The organism is Pseudomonas linyingensis, from assembly GCF_900109175.1.
In the GTDB taxonomy this organism is placed as follows: Bacteria; Pseudomonadota; Gammaproteobacteria; order Pseudomonadales; family Pseudomonadaceae; genus Geopseudomonas; species Geopseudomonas linyingensis.
This window is the reverse complement of the sequence record NZ_FNZE01000002.1, coordinates 202,994-223,531: the sequence shown is the minus strand read 5'-3', so window position 1 is coordinate 223,531 and position 20,538 is coordinate 202,994. Positions and strand designations below refer to the sequence as shown.

Sequence of the window (20,538 nt, the reverse complement as noted above, 5' to 3'; positions counted from 1 at the left end):
CTCACTGCCTGCCAGACTCCTTGGCCCCTCCCACGAAGCCCTCTAGCTCGCCGGCCGCCACCTCGAAGCGCTGCGCGGCCGCGTGCGCCAGCGCGCCGGCCTGCACACGTTCCTGCTCGATCATGTAGCGCAGGAAGGCGGCGTCCTCGGCACTCGCCGGCGGCACGACCGCGCGCATCGCGGCCAGGTACTTCTGCGTGTCACCGGCCAGCATGGTGAGAAAACGCCCGGGGAACAGCCTGGCGAAGAGGATCGAGCCCCGCGCCTTTAAGGCGATCCACCAGCCGCCGCCGACCAAGCCATGGCGGGCGGCCACCGGCTGGTAACGCGGCGCGTTGTGCTGTTCGAGGGCCGCGTAGGCCGCCCAGAAGCGCCCCTGCGGCGTGCCTTGGTGATGCTCGGCCAGCGCGCCGACCACCTGAGTGGCCAGGGCGCGATTGTCCAGCTCCCTGGCCAGGGCGGCGCGGAAGGCGTCGTCGGCCGCCCCGGCGCTCAGGCTGGCCAGGGCCAGGCTCAGGACGGCGATGAAGGTGGGGATCTTGCGCATGTGCACTCCTCTGCCGGCCACGCCAGGGCTGGCGCGCGGACATAAAAAAGCCCGCAACACCGCTGCCGGGGTGTTGCGGGCAACTCTCGCTCATTCACGAGAACCTCAAACGACCGACCATCCGTGGTGGCACAGCGCAACGCCGGCTGCTCGCTGCCAAGCTCGAAACCTGCAGCCGACGTTGCTCATGCCTACCGCTCCCAGTTCCTCGCGGAGCCCCAACTCCGCGCAATAGCGCCCATCAATAGGCGATGCACACCGACTTCAGCTCGGTGAACGCCTCCACCGCACCGCGGCCGAACTCGCGGCCGACGCCCGATTGCTTGTGGCCGCCGAACGGCAGGTTGGGGTCCAGCGGCACGTGGGTGTTGACCCACACGGTGCCGGCCTCGATCTGCGGAATCAGGCGCATCGCCTGGCTCAGGTCGTTGGTCCACAGGCTGGCGGCCAGGCCGTACTGGCTGTCGTTGACCAGGGTCAGCGCCTCGTCGACGCTGTCGTAGGCCAGCACCGACAGCACCGGGCCGAAGATCTCCTCGCGCGCCGCGGCCATGCTCTGCTCGACCCCGGCCAGCACCGTCGGCTGCACGAAGAAGCCCGGCAGTTCCGGCGCCGCGCCGCCGGTCACCACCTGGGCGCCCTGGGCGCGGGCCTTGTCCAGATGGCCGAGCACGCTGCTCTGCTGGCGGCGCGACACCAGCGGGTTGATCTGCGCCGTCGGATCCATGCCGGCACCGATGCTCATGCCCTTCACCGCCGCCGCCAGCGCCTCGACGAAGTCGTTGTAGCGCGAACGCTGCACGTAGATGCGCGAGGCCGCGGCGCACACCTGGCCCTGGTTGAGCAGGCCGCCCATCAGCGCGCCGCCCACCGCCTTGCCCAGGTCTGCATCCGGCAGCACCAGCATCGGGTTCTTGCCGCCCAGTTCGAGGGAGAAGCGCGTCATGTTCTGCAGCGCCGCGGTGCCGATCAGCTTGCCCACCGGGGTGGAGCCGGTGAAGGTCACCTTGGCGACCCGCGGATCGGCGACCAGCGCCGCGCCGGCGCTGGCACCGCGACCGACCAGCACGTTGAGCACGCCCGGCGGAATGCCCGCCTCGATGGCCAGTTCGGCCAGGCGCAGGGCGGTCAGCGGCGTCTCGTCGGCCGGCTTGATGACGATGGTGCAGCCGGCGGCCAGCGCCGGGATGATCTTCCAGATGGCGATCATCAGCGGGAAGTTCCACGGCACGATGCCGGCCACCACGCCCACCGGCTCGCGGCGGGTGTAGGCGTTGTAGTGGGTGCCGGGCGGCACCGGGATCGATACGTCAAGGGTCTGCCCCTCGAGCTTGGTCGCCCAGCCGGCCATGTAGCGCATGTACTCGACCGAGGCGCCGACCTCGATGGCGCGGGCGATATGGATCGACTTGCCCTGGTTGAGGGTTTCCAGCTGGGCCAGTTCCTCGCCGTGGGCCTCCACCACCTCGGCGAAGCGCAGCAGGATGCGCTCGCGGTCGGCCGGGCGCAGGCCGCTCCACACGCCGGCGCGGAACGCGCGCTGGGCCGCGGCCACGGCCTGCTCGACCTGCTCCGCGCCGGCCATCACCAGCTGCGCGAGCGGCGCGCCGCTGGCCGGATTGAATACCTCGGCGACCTCGCCGGCATGCACGTCGATGCTGCGGCCGTCGATGAAGGAGGTGTGCCGGCGGTTGAGGAAGGCCGTCACCTGGGCGAGCGGTTCGAGGGGTGCGGTGGACATGGCAGTAACTCCGGGCTGAACGGGGAATCCGCGGCCTGCTCCGCCCGGGCGCCATGGCGCGCCGGTGTCCTGGCAGGACGCCGCAAGGCGATGGCGACCGGAGCCGCCACGACCACAAAGCATGCATCGATGATAGTCGGCAGGCCGCAACCTGCCTTGCCCGTGCCTGCCAACCTGTTGACCGTGCATGCCGACTGCCGCGCAGGGGGCGAAAAACGGCACGCACAGGCAAGCATCCGGCATCCGCGAGCAAGACCCACGACGAGGCTTGCGCCACTAATGGCCGCCCGTCCACCTGCCTGCCCCTTCCGGAGGGATCCATGAAGCGTCTGCCATTGCTGCTGTCGTTAACCCTGACCACCTGTGCCGCCCAGGCCGAGGAGGTGCTGCGCGTCTCCAACTGGCCGGACTACATCGCCCCCGAGGTCCTCGAGGACTTCCAACGCGAGACCGGCGTGCGCGTCGACTACCACGTGCATGCCAGCGCCGACGAGCTGGACGCCGCCCTGCGTCGCGGCGAGCGCTACGACGTGATCGTGCCGTCGCACTTCCAGCTTCCCGCGCTGATCCGCGAGCAGCGCCTCAGCAAGCTGGACGCCAGCCGGCTCAGCCAGCTGGACACGGTCGACCCGCAACTGCGGGCTACCCTTGCCGGCCTGGAGTCGGCCAACCGCTACGCGGTGCCCTACATGTGGGGGATGCTCGGCTTGGCGGTGGATCGCAGCAAGGCCGAGGCCGCGCTGGGCGGCCCGCTGAGCGCCAGCTGGAGCCTGCTGTTCGACCCGCAGCAGAGCGCCCGCCTGGCCACCTGCGGCATCGGCCTGCAGGACGCGCCGGAGGAAACCTTCTCCGTGCTGTTCACCTACCAGGGGCGCAGCCTGGCACGCAGCGGCCTGCGCCAGGTGGGCCGTGTCGGCGAGCAGCTGCTGGCACTGCGCCGCCAGACCAAAGTGCTCGACAACACCCGCCACATCGAGGCGTTGCAGGCCGGCAAGCTGTGCGTGACCAGCGCCTGGGCCGGGCTGGCGCTGGGTGCGGCGGCGCGGAGCACGCAGCGCCTGGAATTCCTGGTGCCGACCGAAGGCGCGCCGCTGGCCATGGAGGGCCTGGCGATCCCCAGCAACGCCGCGCATCCGGAGCTGGCCTATCGCTTCATCGACTACCTGCTGCGCCCCGACAACGCGGTGCGCAACTCGCAGGCCACCTGGTTCTACAGCAGCCTCAGGCCCGACACCCCGGAGCTGCAGGCACTGGCCAAGCGCCTGCCGCAACTGCTGCCGGATCCGGCGCTGCGCAGCCACCTGTACTTCGCCGAAAGCCCCTCGCCGAAACTCAAGGCCGAACTGGACCGCCGTTGGGAGCTGGTGCGCCAGTACCCGGCCAGCGCCACTCGCTGAGCCGCCGTCCTGCCACTACCAGGGCAAAGTCTCGCCCTGGTAGTCGACGAAGCGGCACTCGCGCGTGCCGGCCGCCGCCTCGACCACCACCACCAGCCCGGCGACGCTCTGCTCCACCGTCAGCGGCGCCTGCGCCCCACCCATGTCGGTCTGCACCCAGCCCGGGTGCAGGGCCAGCAGGCTGAAGTCGCGCGACTCGCCGAGCTGCACGGCCCAGCTCAGCAGCAGGCTGTTCAACGCTGCCTTGCTCGCCGCATACAGCGGCATCTGCGCGCCCAGACTGAGCTGCAGGCTGGCCATCACCGAGCTGGTGCAACCGAGCACCGCGCCGGCGTTGAGCTGCGGGCGCAGAGCGCGGGCCAGGCGCAGCGGAGCGATGGCGTTGCTGAGGAACAGGTGGCCGATCTCGGCCTCGCCGGCACTGCTCACGTCCTGCGCCGCCGGGCCGTAGACGCCAGCGTTGAGCAGCACGCGATCCAGGCGCTGCTCGCCCAGCGCGGCGAGAATATCGGCAGCGGCCGCCTGGGCGTTGAGGTCGCAGGCGATGACCTGCAGGCGCGCGCCATGCTCGGCGAGCAGTGCGGCCAGCCCCGCGGAGGCGGCCGGATTGCGCGCCACGGCGAACACCCGTGCGCCGCGTTCGAGCCAGGCGCGCACCAGGCCCAGACCGATGCCCCGCGAGGCGCCGGCGATGAGAACATTGAGCATGTGAATCTCCCTCGATGGAAACGCCAGAGGTTAGCACCGGGCAATCGCGGACAAAAAAAGACCGGTCCGCCCGTTGCCGCGGGCTGGACCGGCCGAAGGTGACATGGATCAGAACAGCACGGATCAGAAGAAGGTGACGAACATCAGCTGGCTGTACAGATTGGTGCCGTCGCCGCCGAGCTGCGTACCGCCGGTTTCGGCGCTGCGCTCCGGCTGGTAGAAGCCCAGCACCGGGCTGATCATCAGGTGGTCGTTGACCATCCACTCGGCGTACAGGTCCAGCTCGCGGCCGCTGAGGTTGCCCAGATCGGTATCGAGGGTGTCGAAGTCGAAGTACAGCGCGCCGACGGTCAGGTTCTCCAGCGGGCTGGCCTTGAGGCCGACGTGGTGCACCTGGGTGTTGGAGTTGAACGGCCCCGCGTAGTTGGCCGCCACCTCGCCCTGGAACCAGGTGCCGTAGCCGCGGTTGAAGCCGTAGAACAGCGGGTCGAACTCCTCGGAGAAGCGGCTGTAGCGGTAGGTGGCGGTCGGCGCCCACGGCAGGCCGGCGAAGGTCCAGCTGCCTTCCAGGTACCAGGCGTTCTCGCGGTCGCGGTCCTTGTCCTGGGTGGCGTATTCGAAGGCCAGGTTGAGGTTTTCCACGCCCAGACCACCGGAGCCGCGCAGGCTGACGGTATCCAGGTCGTCGCGCTCGGCCTGCAGCGGGGAGGCGTAGCGCTGGTTGACGTCCAGGCCGCGAATCCAGGTCAGACCCAGGGTGCCCGGTTCGGCGATGTGCTCGAGGGTGGCGATGGCCAGCTCGGTCTCGGCCTGGGCACGGTTGTCGGATTTCAGCCACATCAGGTCGCCGCGCCAGCCCTGCTCGCCGCCCAGGCGCAGCACGGCGGTCTGGTCGAAGGCCTTGCGCGCGGCGATGTAGTAGCCGCCGCCGCGGTCGAAGTCGTCGCCCAGGTCGACGTCGCCGAAGTTCAGCGAATCGCCGTTGATCAGGAAGCCGTCGCCGACCACCACCTTCTGCCGGCCGCCGGAGATGTCCACGCCGTTCTCGCCGAGCGCCGGGAACAGGTCGCCGGAGCGCCAGCCCAGATAGGCGTCCTCGATGTCGGTCTCGCGCTCGCTGCCCAGGGTGAAACCGGCGGCGTCGCCGTCGCCCCAGGTGCCGGAGCTGAGCAGGTTGACCGCGCCGTACAGGCTGCCGGCGCCGCCCAGGCCCTGACTGCCGCTCAGGCCGTACTTGATGTAGCCCTCGCGCCAGCTCGAACTGCCCTTGCTGCGGTTGCCGAAGCCCAGTTCGTAGCTTTCCTCGCTGTGCATCAGGCCGAACACCGCCTCGAGGTCGGCGTTGAGGACGCTGTCGCCCTGGTTGTACAGCTCGTAGGCTTGGGCCGGTGCGGCGCTCAGGCCGGCGCCGAGAGCAGTGGCCAACGCCAGCGCGAGGGGCGCGCGGCGCACTCCATGTTTCGTTGCATTCATCAGGGGGCAGACTCCGCTGTTCTTATGGTGGATGCCGGCCAGGCATCGGGTGCGGCCAGCGTCGGCCTTATTAATCCCACGCCCGCCCAGCGGCGGTCTTGTGCCTGACTGCCAAGCGATTGCCCCTGACTGCCAACTCATGGTGCTGCCTGTCGCGACTCGCGCAAAATGCTCTCGTGCAGGCGCCGGTAGGCTGCCTCCTGCGGCTGCAGGCGCAGCAACCGCTCGCTGTAGTCGAGCGCCAGCGGATAGCGCCCTGTCCGGTAGTTGAGATGGGCTAGCGCGTAGAGCAGGTCGCGGTCCGTGGCGGCCAAGGCGAGCCCGCGCAGCAGTGCGGCACTGGCCTCGTCGATGCGCCCCAGCTGGCCGAGCAGCAGGCCGAGGTTGTAGTGAATGCGCACCCGCTGCGGCTGGGCGTCGGCGGCGTGGCGCAACCAGTCAGCCGCTTCCGCGCCTTGGCCGCGCTGCGCCAGCAGCAGGCCGAGGGCATAGGCCTGGTCGGCCAGGGCGCCGCCTTCCGGCTGCAGGGCCAGGCCGGCACGCAACAGGCTCTCGGTGTCATCGAGGCGCCCCTGGCCGGCCAGCAGCTGGGCTAGGTTCACGCGCGCCGGGGCGAAGCGGGCATCCTGGCACAGGGCCATGCGGTAGCCCGCCTCGGCGTCGGCCTCGCGCCCCAGGCGCTCGTGCAACACGGCCAGGTTGAGCCGTGCGCCGGGCAGGTCAGAATTGGCCGCCAGGCGCCGCTCCAGATCGCCGAGCAGGGCGTCGAGGCGCGCACGTACGTCATCCGCCAGCAGCGCACCGCGCAGGTCGGCGAGCGCGTGGCCAGCCTGGTCGCGAACCGCCAGGCTGGGGTCGTCGAGCAGCGGCGTCAGGTGCTCCAGGCGCTGCTCGGCCGACAGGCTCTCCAGACCACGCACCGCGACCATGCGCACCTGGGCATCGGCATCACCCAGTGCCTGCTGCAGGCTGTCCAGTAGAGGCGCGCCGTAGCCAGCGGCGAGCTCGACAGCGCTGGCCCGCACGATGGCCGGACGGGTGCGGTCCTCGATCAGCCGAGCCAGTTCGCCGATCACCTGCGGGTCGCGGCGCCGCGCGGCGGCGAACACCTCGCCATGGTGCGACGGCCGCTGCGGCTGGCCGACCTTCGCCTCGATGGCCTGCGCCGCCCAGGCCGCATCGCGATCCTGATGACAGCCGGTGCAGGCATCCGGCGCGCCGCTGCGCGCGTCCAGATCGGGACGCGGGACGCGGAAGCTGTGGTCGCGGCGGGCGTCCACCACCATGTAGGTGCGCGTCGGGATGTGACAGTTGGCGCACTGTGCGCCGGGGCTGCCGGCCGGGTGGAAATGGTGGGAAGGATCGTCGTAGGACTTCTTCTGCAGGCTGGGGAAGCGCGGATTGCCCTGCGGGTTGTGGCAGCCGGCGCACAGCGCATTGCCCTCGGCGCGCAGACGGCCGGAGTGCGGCTCGTGGCAGTCGCGGCAGGTCACACCCATGGCGAACATCCTGCTCTGCACGAAGGAGCCGTACTCGAACACCTCGTCGAGGATCTGCCCGTCGGCGTGGTAGAGGCCGGCGGACAGCGTGGTCGGGCGCATGGCGTCGAGCAGCGGCCGGCCCGGTGCACTGCCGACGCCCAGGCTCTCGCGGCGACTGTGGCAGCGCGCGCACTGCTCCACCTCGTAGCCGTGGCCACCGCCACGGAAGTCGACCGCCAGGCCCATGTCGGCGGCGGTGAGCTTGGCCGTTGCCTGCGCGCCGCGCCGTTCGGCCCAGGCGATATGCCGCTCGCCCGGCCCGTGGCAGCTCTGGCAGCCCACCGCCATCTCGCTCCAGGTGGTGCGGAAGCTGTCGGCAGCGGGGTCGTAACCTTTCTGCAGGTTGCCGGAGTGGCAGTCGGCGCACATGGCGTTCCAGTTCTGGTAGCGCCCGGTCCAGTGCAGGGCATCGTCGGGGCTGAAGCGCTGGCCGGGATACAGGGAGAACCAGCGCTGCCCGCCCGCCTCGCGCGGCCGGCTGTCCCAGGCCACGGTGAGGCTCTGCAGGCGGCCGCCGGGACGTTCGATCAGGTACTGCTGCAGCGGGTCAAAACCGAAGGTGTAGGCGATGGCGAAGTCGGCGCGCCGGCCATCCTCGCCCTCGGCGTTGACGAAGAAGCGTTCGCCGCGGCGGAAGAAGCGCATGACCACCCCGGCCTCGTCGCGGTATTCGGCATCGGCGAAGTCGCCGAGCACGTTGCCGGCCGTGGCCTCGCGCAGCGACCAGCTGTGGTGCGAGCCGGCCCAGGCTGCGGCCGCGTCGGCGTGGCAGGCGCCGCAGCGCGCCTGCTCGACGTAGCCATCGGCCAGCCGCGGCTGGGGCGCCTGCGGTGCGGCGAGCGTCAGCAGCGGCAAAAGCATCAGCAGCAGGCCGAGCCAGCGCTCCCGCCGGCCGGAACTCGGGTTGGTCCGCTCGCGCATCGTCCGTCTCTCTCGTTCTGCAGCCGAGCTGGTCGGCGCCCGCCCCGCTCGGCTGGCCGCACTCAGTAACCGCTGACCTGATCGGGCAGGATCACGTTGTTGTCGTGGGCGTACTGTGCCCACAACTGCTGCAGCTCGGCCACCTTCTCCGGGTGCTTGGCGCTCAGGTCGTGGCGCTCGGCCAGGTCGCTGCGCAGATTGAACAGCTGCCACGCGCCGGTGCCCCAGGGCTTGGGCATGTGCACCAGCTTCCAGTCGCCCTGGCGGACGAAACGCTTGCCGAACAGCTCGCCGCCGTACGGCCGCTCGGCGACCTTCTCGCCCTTGAGCAGCGGCAGGATCGACACCCCCGACATCGGCTCGACCGCGCGGCCCTGGTAGCTGATGCCCGGATGCTTGACGCCGGCCAGTTCCAGCAGCGTGGGGGTGAAGTCCTTGACGGTGACCAGCTCGCGGACGATCTGCCCGCTCCTGGTCACGCCGGGAACCCGCAGGATGCCGGCGGTGCGGGTGCCGCCCTCGGTGGCGAAGCCCTTGTGCAGGCTGAGCGCCGGGGCCGACACCCGCGCCCAGTTCGGCCCGTACAGGGTGTAAGAGCCGGGGCGGCCCATCTGCGCGTAGCTGAAGTCGTGGGTCTCGTCGACCACCTTGCGGATCTGCGGGAACAGGGCAGCCGGCCAGGTCTCGTCGAGGTCGTGGCCTTCCGCGCCGTTGTCGGAGATGAACACCACGATGGTGTTGTCGTACAGGCCGTTGCGCTTCAGGTAGTCGAAGACCCGTCCGGTATGCACGTCCATCTGGTCGATCATCGCCGCATAGACCTCCATCGCCCGCGCCTCGACCTTCTTCTGCTCCGGCGTCAGGCTGTCCCACGCCTTGCCCTTGGGCGGCCGCGCCGCGCCTTCGGCATCGGCGGGAATCAGCCCCAGTTCCTTCTGTTTCTGCAGGCGCTGGGCGAGCAGCGCGTCGTAGCCGGCGTCGTAGCGGCCGCGGTACTTGGCGATGGCCTCGTCCGGCGCCTGCAGCGGCCAGTGCGGCGCGGTGAAGCTGAGCATGCCGAAGAACGGCTTGCCGCTGTCCCTGTCGGCCGCGATGTAGTCGATCATCTTGTTGGCGTAGAACTGCGACGAGTACTGGAAGCTCGCCGGCAGCTTGTCGAGCGGCTTGCCGTCTTCGGCATAGGGCGCCTTGGCGTCCGGGGTCGGCGCGTAGGCGGGGCGCATGTCCGGCCAGTGGCTCGCCCCGCCGCTGAGCAGGGTGAAGGAGTGCTCGAAGCCGCGGTCGTCCGGGCCGGTATCCGCGCTCTTGCCGAGATGCCACTTGCCGGCCAGGTAGGTATTGTAGCCGGCGTCCCTGAGCAGCGAGGCGACGGTGACCACCCGCTCGTTGAGGTGGCCCTCATAGCCCGGCTTGCCCTCCTGGTTGGGCGCCAGCTCCTCGGCCATGTTGCCGAGTCCGGCCAGGTGGGGATCGACGCCGGTCAGCAGCGCGGCGCGGGTCGGCGAGCAGGCCGGCGCGGCCTGGAAGTTGCCCATGCGCACGCCCGAGGCGGCCAGGGAGTCCAGGTTGGGGGTCTCGATCTCGCCGCCAAAGCTGCCCAGATCGGCCTGTCCCATGTCGTCGGCGACGATCAGCAGGATGTTGGGGCGGGCCGGATCGGTGGACGCGGCCTGGGCGAGCGGGCTGAGCGAAAGCGCGGGTATGGCGAGCGCTACGGCCAAGGCGAGGCCGGACAGTTGTTTGTGCATCGTGGTGTCTCCTGCGAATTTGAAGAGCACTGTGGATGTGGGTCTGCAGGCCGCCGACGGGGATGCCGGCGGCGCGGGCTCAGAAGCCGAAGGACACCACCAGCTGGCTGTACAGGTTGAGGTCGTCGCTGCCCTGCTGCGAACCGCCCTGCTCGGCGCTCTTCTCCGGCTGGTACAGGCCGACCAGCGGGCTGATGGTGAAGTGGCCGACGGTCCAGTCCAGATACAGATCCAGTTCCTTGCCGCTCAGGTCGCCCTGGCTGCGATCGAGGGTGTCGAAGTCAAAGTACAGCACGCCCATCGCCACGTCGGGGCGGGGGGTCAGCCCCAAGCTGGCCATGTGGATGCCGGCGTTGCGCTGGAACGGTCCGGAGTAGTTGCCGGCGACCTCGCCCTGGAACCAGGTGCCGTAGCCGCGGCTGAAGCCGCTGAACAGCGGGTCGTAGTCTTCCGAGTAGCGGGTGTAGCGGTAGCCGACGCGCGGCTGCCAGGCGACGTCGGAGAAGGTCCAGCCGCCCTCGACGTACCAAGCGCTCTCATCGCCCCGCGGCTTGTCCTGGCTGGCGTACTCGAAGGACAGGAACAAGTCCTCGACCCAGGCGTTACCCTGGCCGCGCAGGCTGACCACCTCCAGGTCATCGCGCTGGGCGCTGAACGGGTTGGCCAGCTTGTCGTCGACGTCCAGCCCCTTGACGTAGGTGAGGCCCAGGGTGCCGGCCTCGGCGACATGCTCGAGCACCGCCACACCCAACTCCGGCTTGGCCTTCACCTCGTTGTCAGACTTGATCCAGATGAGGTCGCCGCGCCAGCCCTGCTTGCCGCCTAGGCGCAGCCAGGCGGTCTGGTCGAAGGCGTTGCGCGCGGTCAGGTAGTAGGCGCCGCCACGGTCGCGGCTGCCATCGCCGAAGTTCTTTCCGACGCTCAAACCGTCGCCGTTGATGATGAAGCCGTCGCCGACCTTGACTTTCTGGCTGCCGGCGGAGAAGTCGATGCCGTCCTTGCCGAGCGCCGGGAACAGGTCGCCCGAGCGCCAGCCGCCGTAGGCCTTGTCGACGGCAGTGCGCCGCTCACTGCCGTCGGTGTAGCCGGCGGCATCGCCCTCGCCCCAGGTGCCATTGCTGACCACATTGAACTCGCCGTACAGCGAGGAATCGGCCGCACCGGCGAAACGCTGCTCGCCGCTCAGGCCGTAGCGCAGGAAGCCTTCCTGCCAAGTCACCGAACCCGGATCGATCGGACCACCCTGATTGTAACTCTCGTCGCTGTGGAACACCCCGAAGGCGCCCTGGACGTTCAGGTTGACCGTCAGCCCATCCGCGGAGTGGAGTTCGTAGGCCGACGCGCCGGCCGATGCCAGGGCTATCGCCATGGCTAGTAGCGAGCCCTGCAGGCCCTTGCCCGTGATCATGCTTACCTCTGCTCTTGTTGTTGGAATAGGCCGCGGGCCGCCGTGTGGCCAGGCATCCTGTTGATCAGGCCATGCTCCTCGGTGCGCCTCGCGGCAGGTATGCGTCATCCGTGCGCAGGAAGATTAATCCATGATTACATCGTAACTAGCTTGCATCTGCCTGCCTGCCCACTTGGCTGAGCGTGCCAGGCTGAGCCGGAGGGGGCGGTTGCGGAAGATTCCGCCGCCAGAATGCAAAACGCCCCTCCGGAAGCCCGGAGGGGCGCTTGCAGTTGCGCAGCGGGCGGTTCAGACCACGGCGAAGTAGTGCTTGACGAAGGCCTCGCTGGTGACGTCCCACAGCACCGGGGTGCCCTTGGCGACGAACCAGCTGTCCCCGGCCTTGTAGGTGGTGGCCTGGCCGGTGGACTCGTCGGTCAGGGTCACTTCGCCGCTGACCACGGTGGCCTGCTCGTTGAACGGGTAGACCATGCGGAACTTGCTGCGGGTCACGCCGAAGTAGGCGGAGCTGACCGGGTCGGTCGGCGCGCCGAAGGTCATCTTGCCGAAGGCCTTGCCCTCGCCTTCGAGAATCTCCGAGCCGAGATCGGCGACGGTGCCCCAGGCGTCCAGTTCGGCGATGGTGGTGCCTTGCTTGATCGGATACATCAGTTGCTCCTCGTGAAAATGGGTGTTGCGAATGGTTAGCGGCGGCCGGTCCAGTAGCCGGACGCCTGGTGCCAGCACTTGCCGCCGGTCAGCAGCAGGGCGCGGAACTGGTCCTTGCCGGGGATCGCGGCGCGGCGTACCGAGCTGATCAGGTCGTAGCGCGCCGAACCTTCGCTCATGCCCTCGGCCAGCACCTTGCAGACGATGTGGCTGGGGGTGACGCCGAAGCCCGAGTAGCCCTGCACGAAGAAGGCGTTGGGCCGCCCCGGCAGGGTGCCGATCTGCGGGAACAGGTTGGCGCTGCAGGCCATCGGCCCGCCCCAGGCCAGGTCGATCTTCACGTCCTTGAGGTAGGGGAAGATTTTCAGCATCAGGTTGCGGTTCCAGGCCTTCAGGTCGCTGGGGATGTGCTCGACCAGAGGCGTGGCGGCGCCGAACAGCAGGCGGTTTTCGTTGGTGACCCGGTAGTAGTCGATCACCGGGCGGATGTCGCTGTAGGCGCCGCGGATCGGGCTGATGCGCTGGATCAGCTCGTCGGACAGCGGCTCGGTCATGATCTGGAAGGCGTAGGTGTTGATGGTGCTCTTGTGCAGCTCCGGCTCCAGCTTGTTGAGGAAGCTGTCGCAGGCCCACAGCAGCTTGCTGGCCTTGACCGTGCCCTTGGCGGTGCGCACGGTCACCCGCTCTCCATAGCTGACCTCGAGCGCCGGGCTGTATTCGAAGATCTTCACGCCATGGCTGGCCAGCGCCTTGGCCTCGCCGAGCAGCAGGTTCAGCGAGTGCACGTGGCCGCCGCCCATGTGCAGCAGGCCGCAGCTGTAGGCATCGGAGCCGACGATGCGCTTGACGTCGGAGCCGGTGAGCATCTCGATCTCCTGGTGCGGGGCGAGCTTCTTGAACTCGCTCTCCCAGGCGCGCAGGGTCTTCTCCTGGCGGGCGTTGAAGCCCATGTAGCCGTAGCCGTGGCGGAAGTCGGCGTCGATGGCGTACTTGTCGATACGCGCCTTGATGATCTGCGCGCCCTGGTCGCTGATCTCGAAGATGCGACGCAGACCGTCCTCGCCGACGTCGCTCTTGATCGCCTCGAGGTCGTGGCCGATGCCGGCCATCACCTGGCCGCCGTTGCGTCCGGAGCCGCCGAAGCCGATGTAGCGGCCTTCCAGCACGACGATGTTGGTGATGCCTTTCTCGGCCAGCTCGAGCGCGGTGTTGATGCCGGAGAAGCCGCCGCCGATCACCACGACGTCCGCTTCGAGATCCTCTTCCAGGGACGGAAAGCTCAGCTCGTACTTCTTGGTGGCCGTGTAGTAGGTAGGCGTTTCGATATTGATCATGGCGCAGTCCAGGGGGGACGTTGACGTTACCGGCCTGGCGTACCCGGGACTTCCCCGCACAGCCAGATTACCGCCGCATTTCATGGCCTCAATTAGGCCCCCCGCCCGACACCTCGTCTTGTCCCTGCCTGCCAGATTTCTTGCCCAGCACTGCCAGAGCCCCGCCTCCTCACTCGCTTGGCAACCACGGACAAGTGCCGCGGCACGCAGAGGCAAGACTCGCCTGGCGGCGTTGCTCAATGATCCGGATGACTTCGACCGACCACGCGGACTGCACCCCTGCAGCAACGCGGCCGGCGGGCCTGAGCGGCACCGGTAGTGCCACCCCCTTATCCGCAACGAGATACGCGTATGAACAAGAGCACAACGAGTGCCGTCGCCGACACTCCCCTTCCCGCCTCGGCCAGCAGCACCTGCTCCGTGGGCCGGACCATCGGCTTCGCCACCATGATCGCCATCTGCATCGGCGTGGTGGTGGTGCAGGGCAGCATGGTCAGCGCCCTGCAGGGCATCGGATTCGGCGGTGCCGGCTTCCTCGCCGCCGCCGCGGTGGCCTTCCTGCTGGCCCAGTGCAACGCGCTGACCTTCGCCGAGCTGTCGCTGATGTTCCCGCGCGCCGGCGGTACCCTCAGCAGCTACACCGAGGCGGCGCTCGGTCCCTTCCCCGCCATCGTTGCGGTCTACGCCGGTTACGTGGTGGTGGCGATGTTCGGCCTGTCGGCCGAGCTGCTGCTGGTCGATGCGGTGATCGGCCAGCTGTTCCCGGGGCTGGTCCCCGAAATGGTGGTGCCGCTGGGCATCCTCGGCGTGCTGGCGGTGCTGAACATCCTCGGCACCGACGTGTTCGCCCGCCTGCAGAACCTCTTCACCTTCGCCATGGTCAGCGCCCTGCTGCTGGTCGGCCTCAGCGCGGTCACCGGCAGCGTCAACCCGCCGCCGGCTGAGTTGGCCGGTGCCATCGAATGGAACTGGGACGGCGTGCTCGACGGCAGCTTCCTCGGTCTGGTCGCGCTGGCCATGTGGCTGCTGGTCGGCGTCGAGTTCGTCTGCCCGCTGATCCAGGAGGTGCGCAATCCCGAGCGCAACGTGCCGCGGGCGATGATGCTGTCGCTGTGCCTGATCTTCGCCATCTTCTTCCTGTTCTGCCTGGGCGCCAGCCTCTACCTGCCGCTGGACACCCTGACCACCTCGCCGCTGCCCTACCTCGACTACGTCGAAGCGGTGTTCGGCAAGGCCGGGCTGATCGTCGCCACCGTGATGGCGATCACCGCCACCTGCAGCACCGTCAACACCGTGCTCGCCGCCGTGCCGCGCATGCTCCACGGCATGGCGGTCAACGGCCAGTCGTTCCCCCAGCTCAAGCGCCTGCACCCGCGCTACAACACGCCGTGGGTGGCGATCCTGTTCATGGCCGGCATCATCGCCCTGCCGTTCCTGCTGCTGGGCATCGACTCGATCATCACCCTGCTGATCGCCGCCTCGACCAGCTGGCTGCTGGCCTACATGATCGCCCACCTCGACGTGATCGTCCTGCGCCGCCGCCAGCCTGGCCTGGCCCGGCCGTTCCGCACGCCGTTCTACCCGCTGCCGCAACTGGTCGGCATCCTCGGCATGGGCTACGTGGCGCTGAACAACTCGCCGTCGCCGGAAATGACCCAGACCGTCTACAGCCTGACCGGCGTGGTGCTGCTGATCGTCAGCGTGATCGCCGCCCTGTGGGTCAAGCTGGTGATGAAGCGCGGCCTGTTCCAGGCGGAAATGCCCAAGGGCTGAAATCCGCCCAAGTGTTACCGGGGCGCCCAGGTGGCGCCCTTGCTTTTTCTGCGTCGCCAAGCGTCGCAACGCTGCAGGGCGCGTGGCGAGCGGGCTGGCCGGGTTGAGGGGTGGACTGGGTCGGGGCTGGCGCGGTTATTGCTAACATATTAACAATGTTACCGCTCCCCACTCTCGAGATACGGGTCTCTGCCCCGCAAGCAGGAGGTGTCGCATGTCCAGCTTCCACGCCATCAGCCAGAGCTTCCACCACTGGCAGCAAGATCTGCAGCGCGTCTGCGGGCACTTCGATGCCGCGCCGTCCGAACAGGCCGAGCGCTTCATCGGCGAGATCGCCCTGCAGCAGCGCGGCGCCCTGGAGCTGGCGCACATCCGCACCAATGCCGGGCGCATTGCCCGCCAGGCGTGCAGCAGCGACCACGGCGAGGACCGCCACTGCTTCCTGATCGTCAATCGCAGCGGGCATGCCGAGGTGCGTCAGGACAACCTGAGCATCCAGCTGGCGCCCGGCGACATGGCGCTGATGGACTCGACCCGCGCCTGCGAGATCCTCCCGGCCGATACCATCGACCATGTGTCCTTCCACCTCGAGCGCGCCGCGCTGTGTCGCCACCTCGCGCCCCGCCAGCGACTGTTCGGCAAGCTGGAGCTGGGCTCCACCAGCGGGCGCCTGCTGGCCAGCCTGGCCGGGCAGATCCATGCCGATGCCGACGACAGCTGCACCCAGGCGGAGGGCAGCGCCCTGCAGGAGGCGCTGATCGCCCTGCTGCTGCCCACCCTGCGCGGCGGCAGCATTGCCCTCGCCGACCTGGCCGAGGGCTCCCATGCCGCGCTGTTGCGCGACCAGGCGCAGCGCCTGATCGGCCAGCTGCTGCAGGAGCCGCAGCTGACCCCGCAGTACCTGGCCGAGCGCCTGCACATCTCCATCCGCCAGCTCTACCGGCTGTTCGAGGACAGCGGCGACAGCGTCTGCCGCTACATCCAGCGCCTGCGCCTGCAGCGCAGCGCCGAGGACCTGGGCAACCCGCAGCTGCGCCACGAATCGATCACCCAGATCGCCTTCAAGTGGGGGTTTTCGGACTCGGCGCACTTCAGCCGCGCGTTCAAGAAGCAACTCGAGCTGTCGCCCAAGGATTACCGCGTGCAGCGTCTGGCGCTGCACTGAGTGCCATGCGTCCCCGGCCGACCGCTGGGGCTGGCCTGCCAGGGCGCCCAGTGCCAGAGCGGATGCGGATGCGGATGCGGATGCGGATGCGGATGCGGATGCGGATGCGGATGCAATCGGAGCGCAATAGCGGCATATGACAAATATCGGGCACAAAAAAAACCCCGCCGAAGCGGGGCTCTTGCAGACCTGTTCCTGACATCCCTTATCGCCCCACCATCCTGATGGGATCCCTGTGATCCGTGTTCTGATTCGCGCTTCCTGCGCCAAGTCCAGATGTGCTTAGGTTAGTTGCGCGGTCCGGGTATTCCTAGGGCGGTTAACCCCCAGAATGTGTAAGCCTACGCTTACACAATGCCAGCATCTCAGAACAGCGCCTCGTCCAGCCCGTACAGCGGCGCGCTGCCGGCGCGCACCGCGGCGCTCAGCGAGTGGATGCGCGGCAGCAGGCGGGCGAAGTAGAAGCGCGCGGTGGCCAGCTTGGCCGTGTAGAAGTCGCCCTCCCGGCCCAGCGCCGCGGCGGCCATGCGCGCCCACAGGTAGGCGTAGGCGGTGTAGCCGAACACCTGCAGGTACTCCACCGAGGCCGCGCCAATCTCGCGCGGGTCGTGCTGGCCCCGCTCGACCAGCCAGGCACTCAGCGCGTCGAGGTTGTCCAGTGCCTGCGCCAATGGCGTGCTGAACTCCGCCAACTCGGGACCGGCAGCGGCGATGAAGGCATGCACTTCGTCACTGAACAGGCGGTACAGCGCACCGTCGCTGCCGACCAGCTTGCGCCCGGCCAGGTCGAGGGCCTGGATGCCGTTGGTGCCCTCGTAGATCTGGGTGATGCGCACGTCGCGCACCAGTTGCTCCTGGCCCCACTCGCGGATGTAGCCGTGGCCGCCGAGCACCTGCTGGCCGTGCACGCAGATCTCCAGCCCCAGGTCGGTGAGGAACGCCTTGGCCACCGGGGTGAGCAGCGCCACCAGTCCTTCGGCGCGCTGACGCTCAAGCGGATCTTCGGCGAACTTGGCGGCATCCAGCTGCAGCGCCACGTAGCTGGAGAAGGCGCGCCCGCCCTCGGTGAGCGCCTTCATGGTCAGCAGCATGCGCCGCACGTCGGGGTGCACGATGATCGGGTCGGCGATTCTGTCCGGCGCCTGGGTGCCTTGCGGCGCGCGGCTCTGCAGGCGCTCGCGCGCGTAGGCCACGGCGCCCTGGTAGGAGCGCTCGCCGGCCGCCAGGCCCTGAATGCCGACCGCCAGGCGCTCGTAGTTCATCATGGTGAACATCGCCGCCAGGCCCTTGTGCGGCTCGCCGACCAGCCAGGCACTGGCGCCGTCGTAGTTCATCACGCAGGTGCTGGCGCCCTTGATGCCCATCTTGTGCTCGATGGAGCCACAGCTCAGCGGGTTGTGCCCCCCCAGCGAGCCGTCGGCATTGACCAGGAACTTGGGCACCAGGAACAGCGAGATGCCCCGCGAGCCTGCCGGCGCATCGGGCAGGCGCGCCAGCACCAGGTGGATGATGTTCTCGGTCAGGTCCTGCTCGCCGCCGGTGATGAAGATCTTGTTGCCGGTGAGCTGGTAGCTGCCATCAAGCTGCGGCTCGGCGCGCGTGCGAATCAGGCCCAGGTCGGTGCCGGCGTGCGGCTCGGTCAGGCACATCACCCCGGCCCACTCGCCGCTGTACAGCTTGGGCAGGTAGCGCGCCTTGAGTTCTGCGCTGGCGTGGGCGGACAGCTCCAGGCAGGCGCCAGCGGTCAGCATCGGGTAGAGGGCGAAGGCCAGGTTGGCCGAGTTGAGCATCTCCTCGATCTGCGCGCCAAGCGCCTTGGGCATGCCCATGCCGCCGTATGCCGGATCGCCGCAAACGCCGACCCAGCCGCCCTCGGCCCAGGCGCGCCAGGCCGCGGCAAAACCGGCCGGGGTGCGCACCGCGCCGTCCTGCCAGTGGCAGCCCTCCTCGTCGCCGCTGCGGTTGAGCGGGGCGATGGTCGCCGAGGTCAGCTTGCCGGCCTCCTCCAGCACGGCGGCCGCGGTATCGACATCCGCCACGCCGGCCAGCGCCGGCAGCCGCGCCCACTGCGCGGGAGCGGCGAGGACCTCCTCGAGGACGAAGCGCATGTCGCGCAGGGGAGCCTGATAGTCGGCCATGGGTGCATTCCTCGCGTGATTCTTGTTGTTTTCCCACCTGTAGGGGCGAATTCATTCGCCAGCGCGGTCCCGTCAGGCGAATGAATTCGCCCCTACAGCGGGCATCGTCAATGGCCGAGCTCGAAGTCCTCCTCGGCCATCGCCATCAGGCCGCCCGCGCCGGCCTGGATGCAGGCGATGTGGCTGCGGGTGCGCGGCAGCAGGCGCTGGAAGTAGAAGCGCGCGGTGTGCAGCTTGGCGCGGTAGAAGGCTTCCTCGTCGCTGCCGGCGGCGAGCTTTTCCTGGGCCAGGCGCGCCATGTCGGCCCACAGCCAGGCCAGGCAGACGTAGCCGGAGTACATCAGGTAGTCGACCGCGGCGGCGCCGACCTCCTCGCGATCCTGCATGGCCCGTATGCCGATCTGCATCGTCAGCTCGCCCCACTCCTTGTTCAGCTGCGCCAGCGGGGCGACGAACTCCTTGAGCTGCTCGTCCGCCTCGTGGGCCTTGCAGAACCTGTGCACCACCTTGGTGAAGGCCTTGAGCGTCTCGCCCTGGCTCATCAGCACCTTGCGGCCGAGCAGGTCGAGGGCCTGGATGCCGGTGGTGCCCTCGTAGAGCATCGCGATGCGGCTGTCGCGGGCGTTCTGCTCCATGCCCCACTCGGCGATGTAGCCGTGGCCGCCGAACACCTGCATGCCGAGGCTGGCGCTCTCGAAGCCGGTTTCGGTGACGAACGCCTTGGCGATCGGGGTGACGAAGGCCAACAGGGTGTCGGCCTCTGCTTTCGCTGCCTCATCGCTGCTGTAGCGCACCACGTCGACCAGCTTGGCCGCGTAGTAGATCAGCGCGCGGTTGCCCTCGGCGAAGGCCTTGATGGTCAGCAGCATGCGCCGCACGTCGGGATGGACGATGATCGGGTCGGCCGGCTTGTCCGGCGCCTTCGGCCCGCTCAGGGCGCGCATCTGCAGGCGTTCGCGGGCGTACTTGATCGCCCCCTGGAAGGCCACCTCGGCGTGCGCCAGGCCCTGCAGCGCGGTGCCGATGCGCGCGGTGTTCATGAAGGTGAACATGCACTTGAGGCCTTCGTTGGCCGGGCCGATCAGGTAGCCGGTGGCGCCGTCGAAGTTCATCACGCAGGTGGCGTTGCCGTGGATGCCCATCTTGTGTTCCAGCGAGCCGCAGGACAGCGCGTTGCGCACCCCGACGCCGCCAGCGGCGTCGGGCAGGAACTTGGGCACGATGAACAGCGAGATGCCCTTGGTGCCCTCCGGGGCATCGGGCAGACGGGCAAGGACGATGTGCACGATGTTGTCGGCGAAATCGTGCTCGCCGGCAGAGATGAAGATCTTGGTACCACTGATCTTGTAGCTGCCGTCAGCCTGCGGCTCGGCGCGGGTGCGCAGCATGCCGAGGTCGGAACCGCAGTGCGGCTCGGTCAGGCACATGGTGCCGGTCCACTCGCCGGATACCAGCCGGGGCAGGAAGGTGGCCTTCTGCTCGGCGGTGCCGTGGGCCGACAGGGTGTTCATCGCGCCGTGCGCCAGCCCCGGGTACATGCCCCAGGCCCAGTTGGCCTCGCCAACCAGCTCGCTGACCACCAGACCCAGCGACTCCGGCAGCCCCTGGCCGCCGTGCTCCGGCTCGTGGGCCAGGCTCGGCATGCCCAGCTCGACGTACTGGCGGTAGGCCTCCTTGAAGCCGCTCGGCGTCTTCACCCCCGCGGCCGTCCAGGTGCAACCCTCGATATCGCCGACCCGGTTCAGCGGCGCCAGCACCTCCTCGCAGAACTGCGCGGTCTGCTCGAGGATCGCGTCCACCACATCGGCGGTGGCGTCCTGGCAGCCGGGCAGGCTCTGATAGTGCTCCGCGTAGCCGAGCAGCTCGTCGCGAACGAATCGCAGGTCGCGCAGGGGGGCTTTGTACTCGGGCATGGTCGTCGTCCTCTGAAACCGTCTGGTCGTTCAGAGACAGTATGACCGATTGGCCCTGCCGGCAACCCGGCCAGGGTCAGGCG

Annotated in this window: 14 protein-coding genes; 3 read left to right on the top strand and 11 right to left on the bottom strand. The window is 68.8% G+C overall.

Going from position 1 to position 20,538, the window contains the following annotated elements; translation table 11 throughout:
* Position 1: 1 nt before the first annotated feature.
* The gene (locus BMZ19_RS03465) at positions 2-547 is read right to left on the bottom strand and encodes a hypothetical protein (protein ID WP_090306897.1); all 546 of its coding nucleotides are present in this window, start codon (positions 545-547) and stop codon (positions 2-4) included.
* Positions 548-788: 241 nt separating this feature from the next.
* Positions 789-2,288 (bottom strand): aldehyde dehydrogenase family protein, encoded by a 1,500-nt coding sequence (locus BMZ19_RS03460; protein WP_090306895.1) that lies wholly within the window; start codon positions 2,286-2,288, stop codon positions 789-791.
* A 320-nt stretch (positions 2,289-2,608) separates the two neighbouring features.
* Between BMZ19_RS03460 and BMZ19_RS03455 the strand changes: the two genes are divergently transcribed.
* A complete protein-coding gene (locus BMZ19_RS03455; RefSeq protein ID WP_090306893.1) occupies positions 2,609-3,685 on the top strand; it encodes an extracellular solute-binding protein in 1,077 nt (358 codons plus the stop codon).
* Positions 3,686-3,700: 15 nt separating this feature from the next.
* Here the strand turns inward: BMZ19_RS03455 and BMZ19_RS03450 are convergent, their stop codons facing one another.
* From BMZ19_RS03450 to BMZ19_RS03420, 7 genes are all read right to left on the bottom strand, one after another.
* Complete coding sequence (locus BMZ19_RS03450; RefSeq protein ID WP_090306889.1) at positions 3,701-4,393, bottom strand: SDR family oxidoreductase; 693 nt, start codon at positions 4,391-4,393, stop codon at positions 3,701-3,703.
* Positions 4,394-4,516: 123 nt separating this feature from the next.
* On the bottom strand, positions 4,517-5,866 hold the full coding sequence (locus BMZ19_RS03445; protein ID WP_244517093.1) for an alginate export family protein: 1,350 nt from the start codon (positions 5,864-5,866) through the stop codon (positions 4,517-4,519).
* 137 nt (positions 5,867-6,003) lie between these two features.
* Positions 6,004-8,328, bottom strand: coding sequence for a cytochrome c3 family protein (locus BMZ19_RS03440; RefSeq protein WP_090306883.1), 2,325 nt, complete (start codon positions 8,326-8,328; stop codon positions 6,004-6,006).
* A 62-nt stretch (positions 8,329-8,390) separates the two neighbouring features.
* Positions 8,391-10,076, bottom strand: a complete 1,686-nt coding sequence (locus BMZ19_RS03435) for an arylsulfatase (RefSeq protein ID WP_090306881.1) — start codon at positions 10,074-10,076, stop codon at positions 8,391-8,393.
* Positions 10,077-10,155: 79 nt separating this feature from the next.
* Positions 10,156-11,484: an alginate export family protein gene (locus tag BMZ19_RS03430; protein WP_090306878.1), complete on the bottom strand. Its 1,329-nt coding sequence runs from the start codon at positions 11,482-11,484 to the stop codon at positions 10,156-10,158.
* 288 nt (positions 11,485-11,772) lie between these two features.
* Positions 11,773-12,132, bottom strand: coding sequence for a cupin domain-containing protein (locus BMZ19_RS03425; protein WP_090306874.1), 360 nt, complete (start codon positions 12,130-12,132; stop codon positions 11,773-11,775).
* Between the two features lie 35 nt (positions 12,133-12,167).
* Positions 12,168-13,466 carry an NAD(P)/FAD-dependent oxidoreductase gene (locus BMZ19_RS03420; protein ID WP_090306872.1) on the bottom strand — a complete coding sequence of 433 codons (1,299 nt, stop codon included), beginning with the start codon at positions 13,464-13,466 and terminating at the stop codon, positions 12,168-12,170.
* Between the two features lie 351 nt (positions 13,467-13,817).
* On the opposite strand from BMZ19_RS03420, the gene BMZ19_RS03415 reads away from it, so the two are divergent.
* A complete protein-coding gene (locus BMZ19_RS03415) occupies positions 13,818-15,239 on the top strand; it encodes an APC family permease (RefSeq protein WP_090306870.1) in 1,422 nt (473 codons plus the stop codon).
* Between the two features lie 214 nt (positions 15,240-15,453).
* Positions 15,454-16,404, top strand: a complete 951-nt coding sequence (gene feaR / locus BMZ19_RS03410; protein ID WP_090306868.1) for a transcriptional regulator FeaR — start codon at positions 15,454-15,456, stop codon at positions 16,402-16,404.
* A 365-nt stretch (positions 16,405-16,769) separates the two neighbouring features.
* Here feaR and BMZ19_RS03405 read toward each other — a convergent pair whose 3' ends face one another.
* Both BMZ19_RS03405 and BMZ19_RS03400 read right to left on the bottom strand, forming a co-directional pair.
* Positions 16,770-18,542, bottom strand: coding sequence for an acyl-CoA dehydrogenase C-terminal domain-containing protein (locus BMZ19_RS03405; RefSeq protein WP_090306865.1), 1,773 nt, complete (start codon positions 18,540-18,542; stop codon positions 16,770-16,772).
* Positions 18,543-18,649: 107 nt separating this feature from the next.
* The gene (locus tag BMZ19_RS03400; protein ID WP_090306863.1) at positions 18,650-20,455 is read right to left on the bottom strand and encodes an acyl-CoA dehydrogenase C-terminal domain-containing protein; all 1,806 of its coding nucleotides are present in this window, start codon (positions 20,453-20,455) and stop codon (positions 18,650-18,652) included.
* Positions 20,456-20,538: the final 83 nt, after the last annotated feature.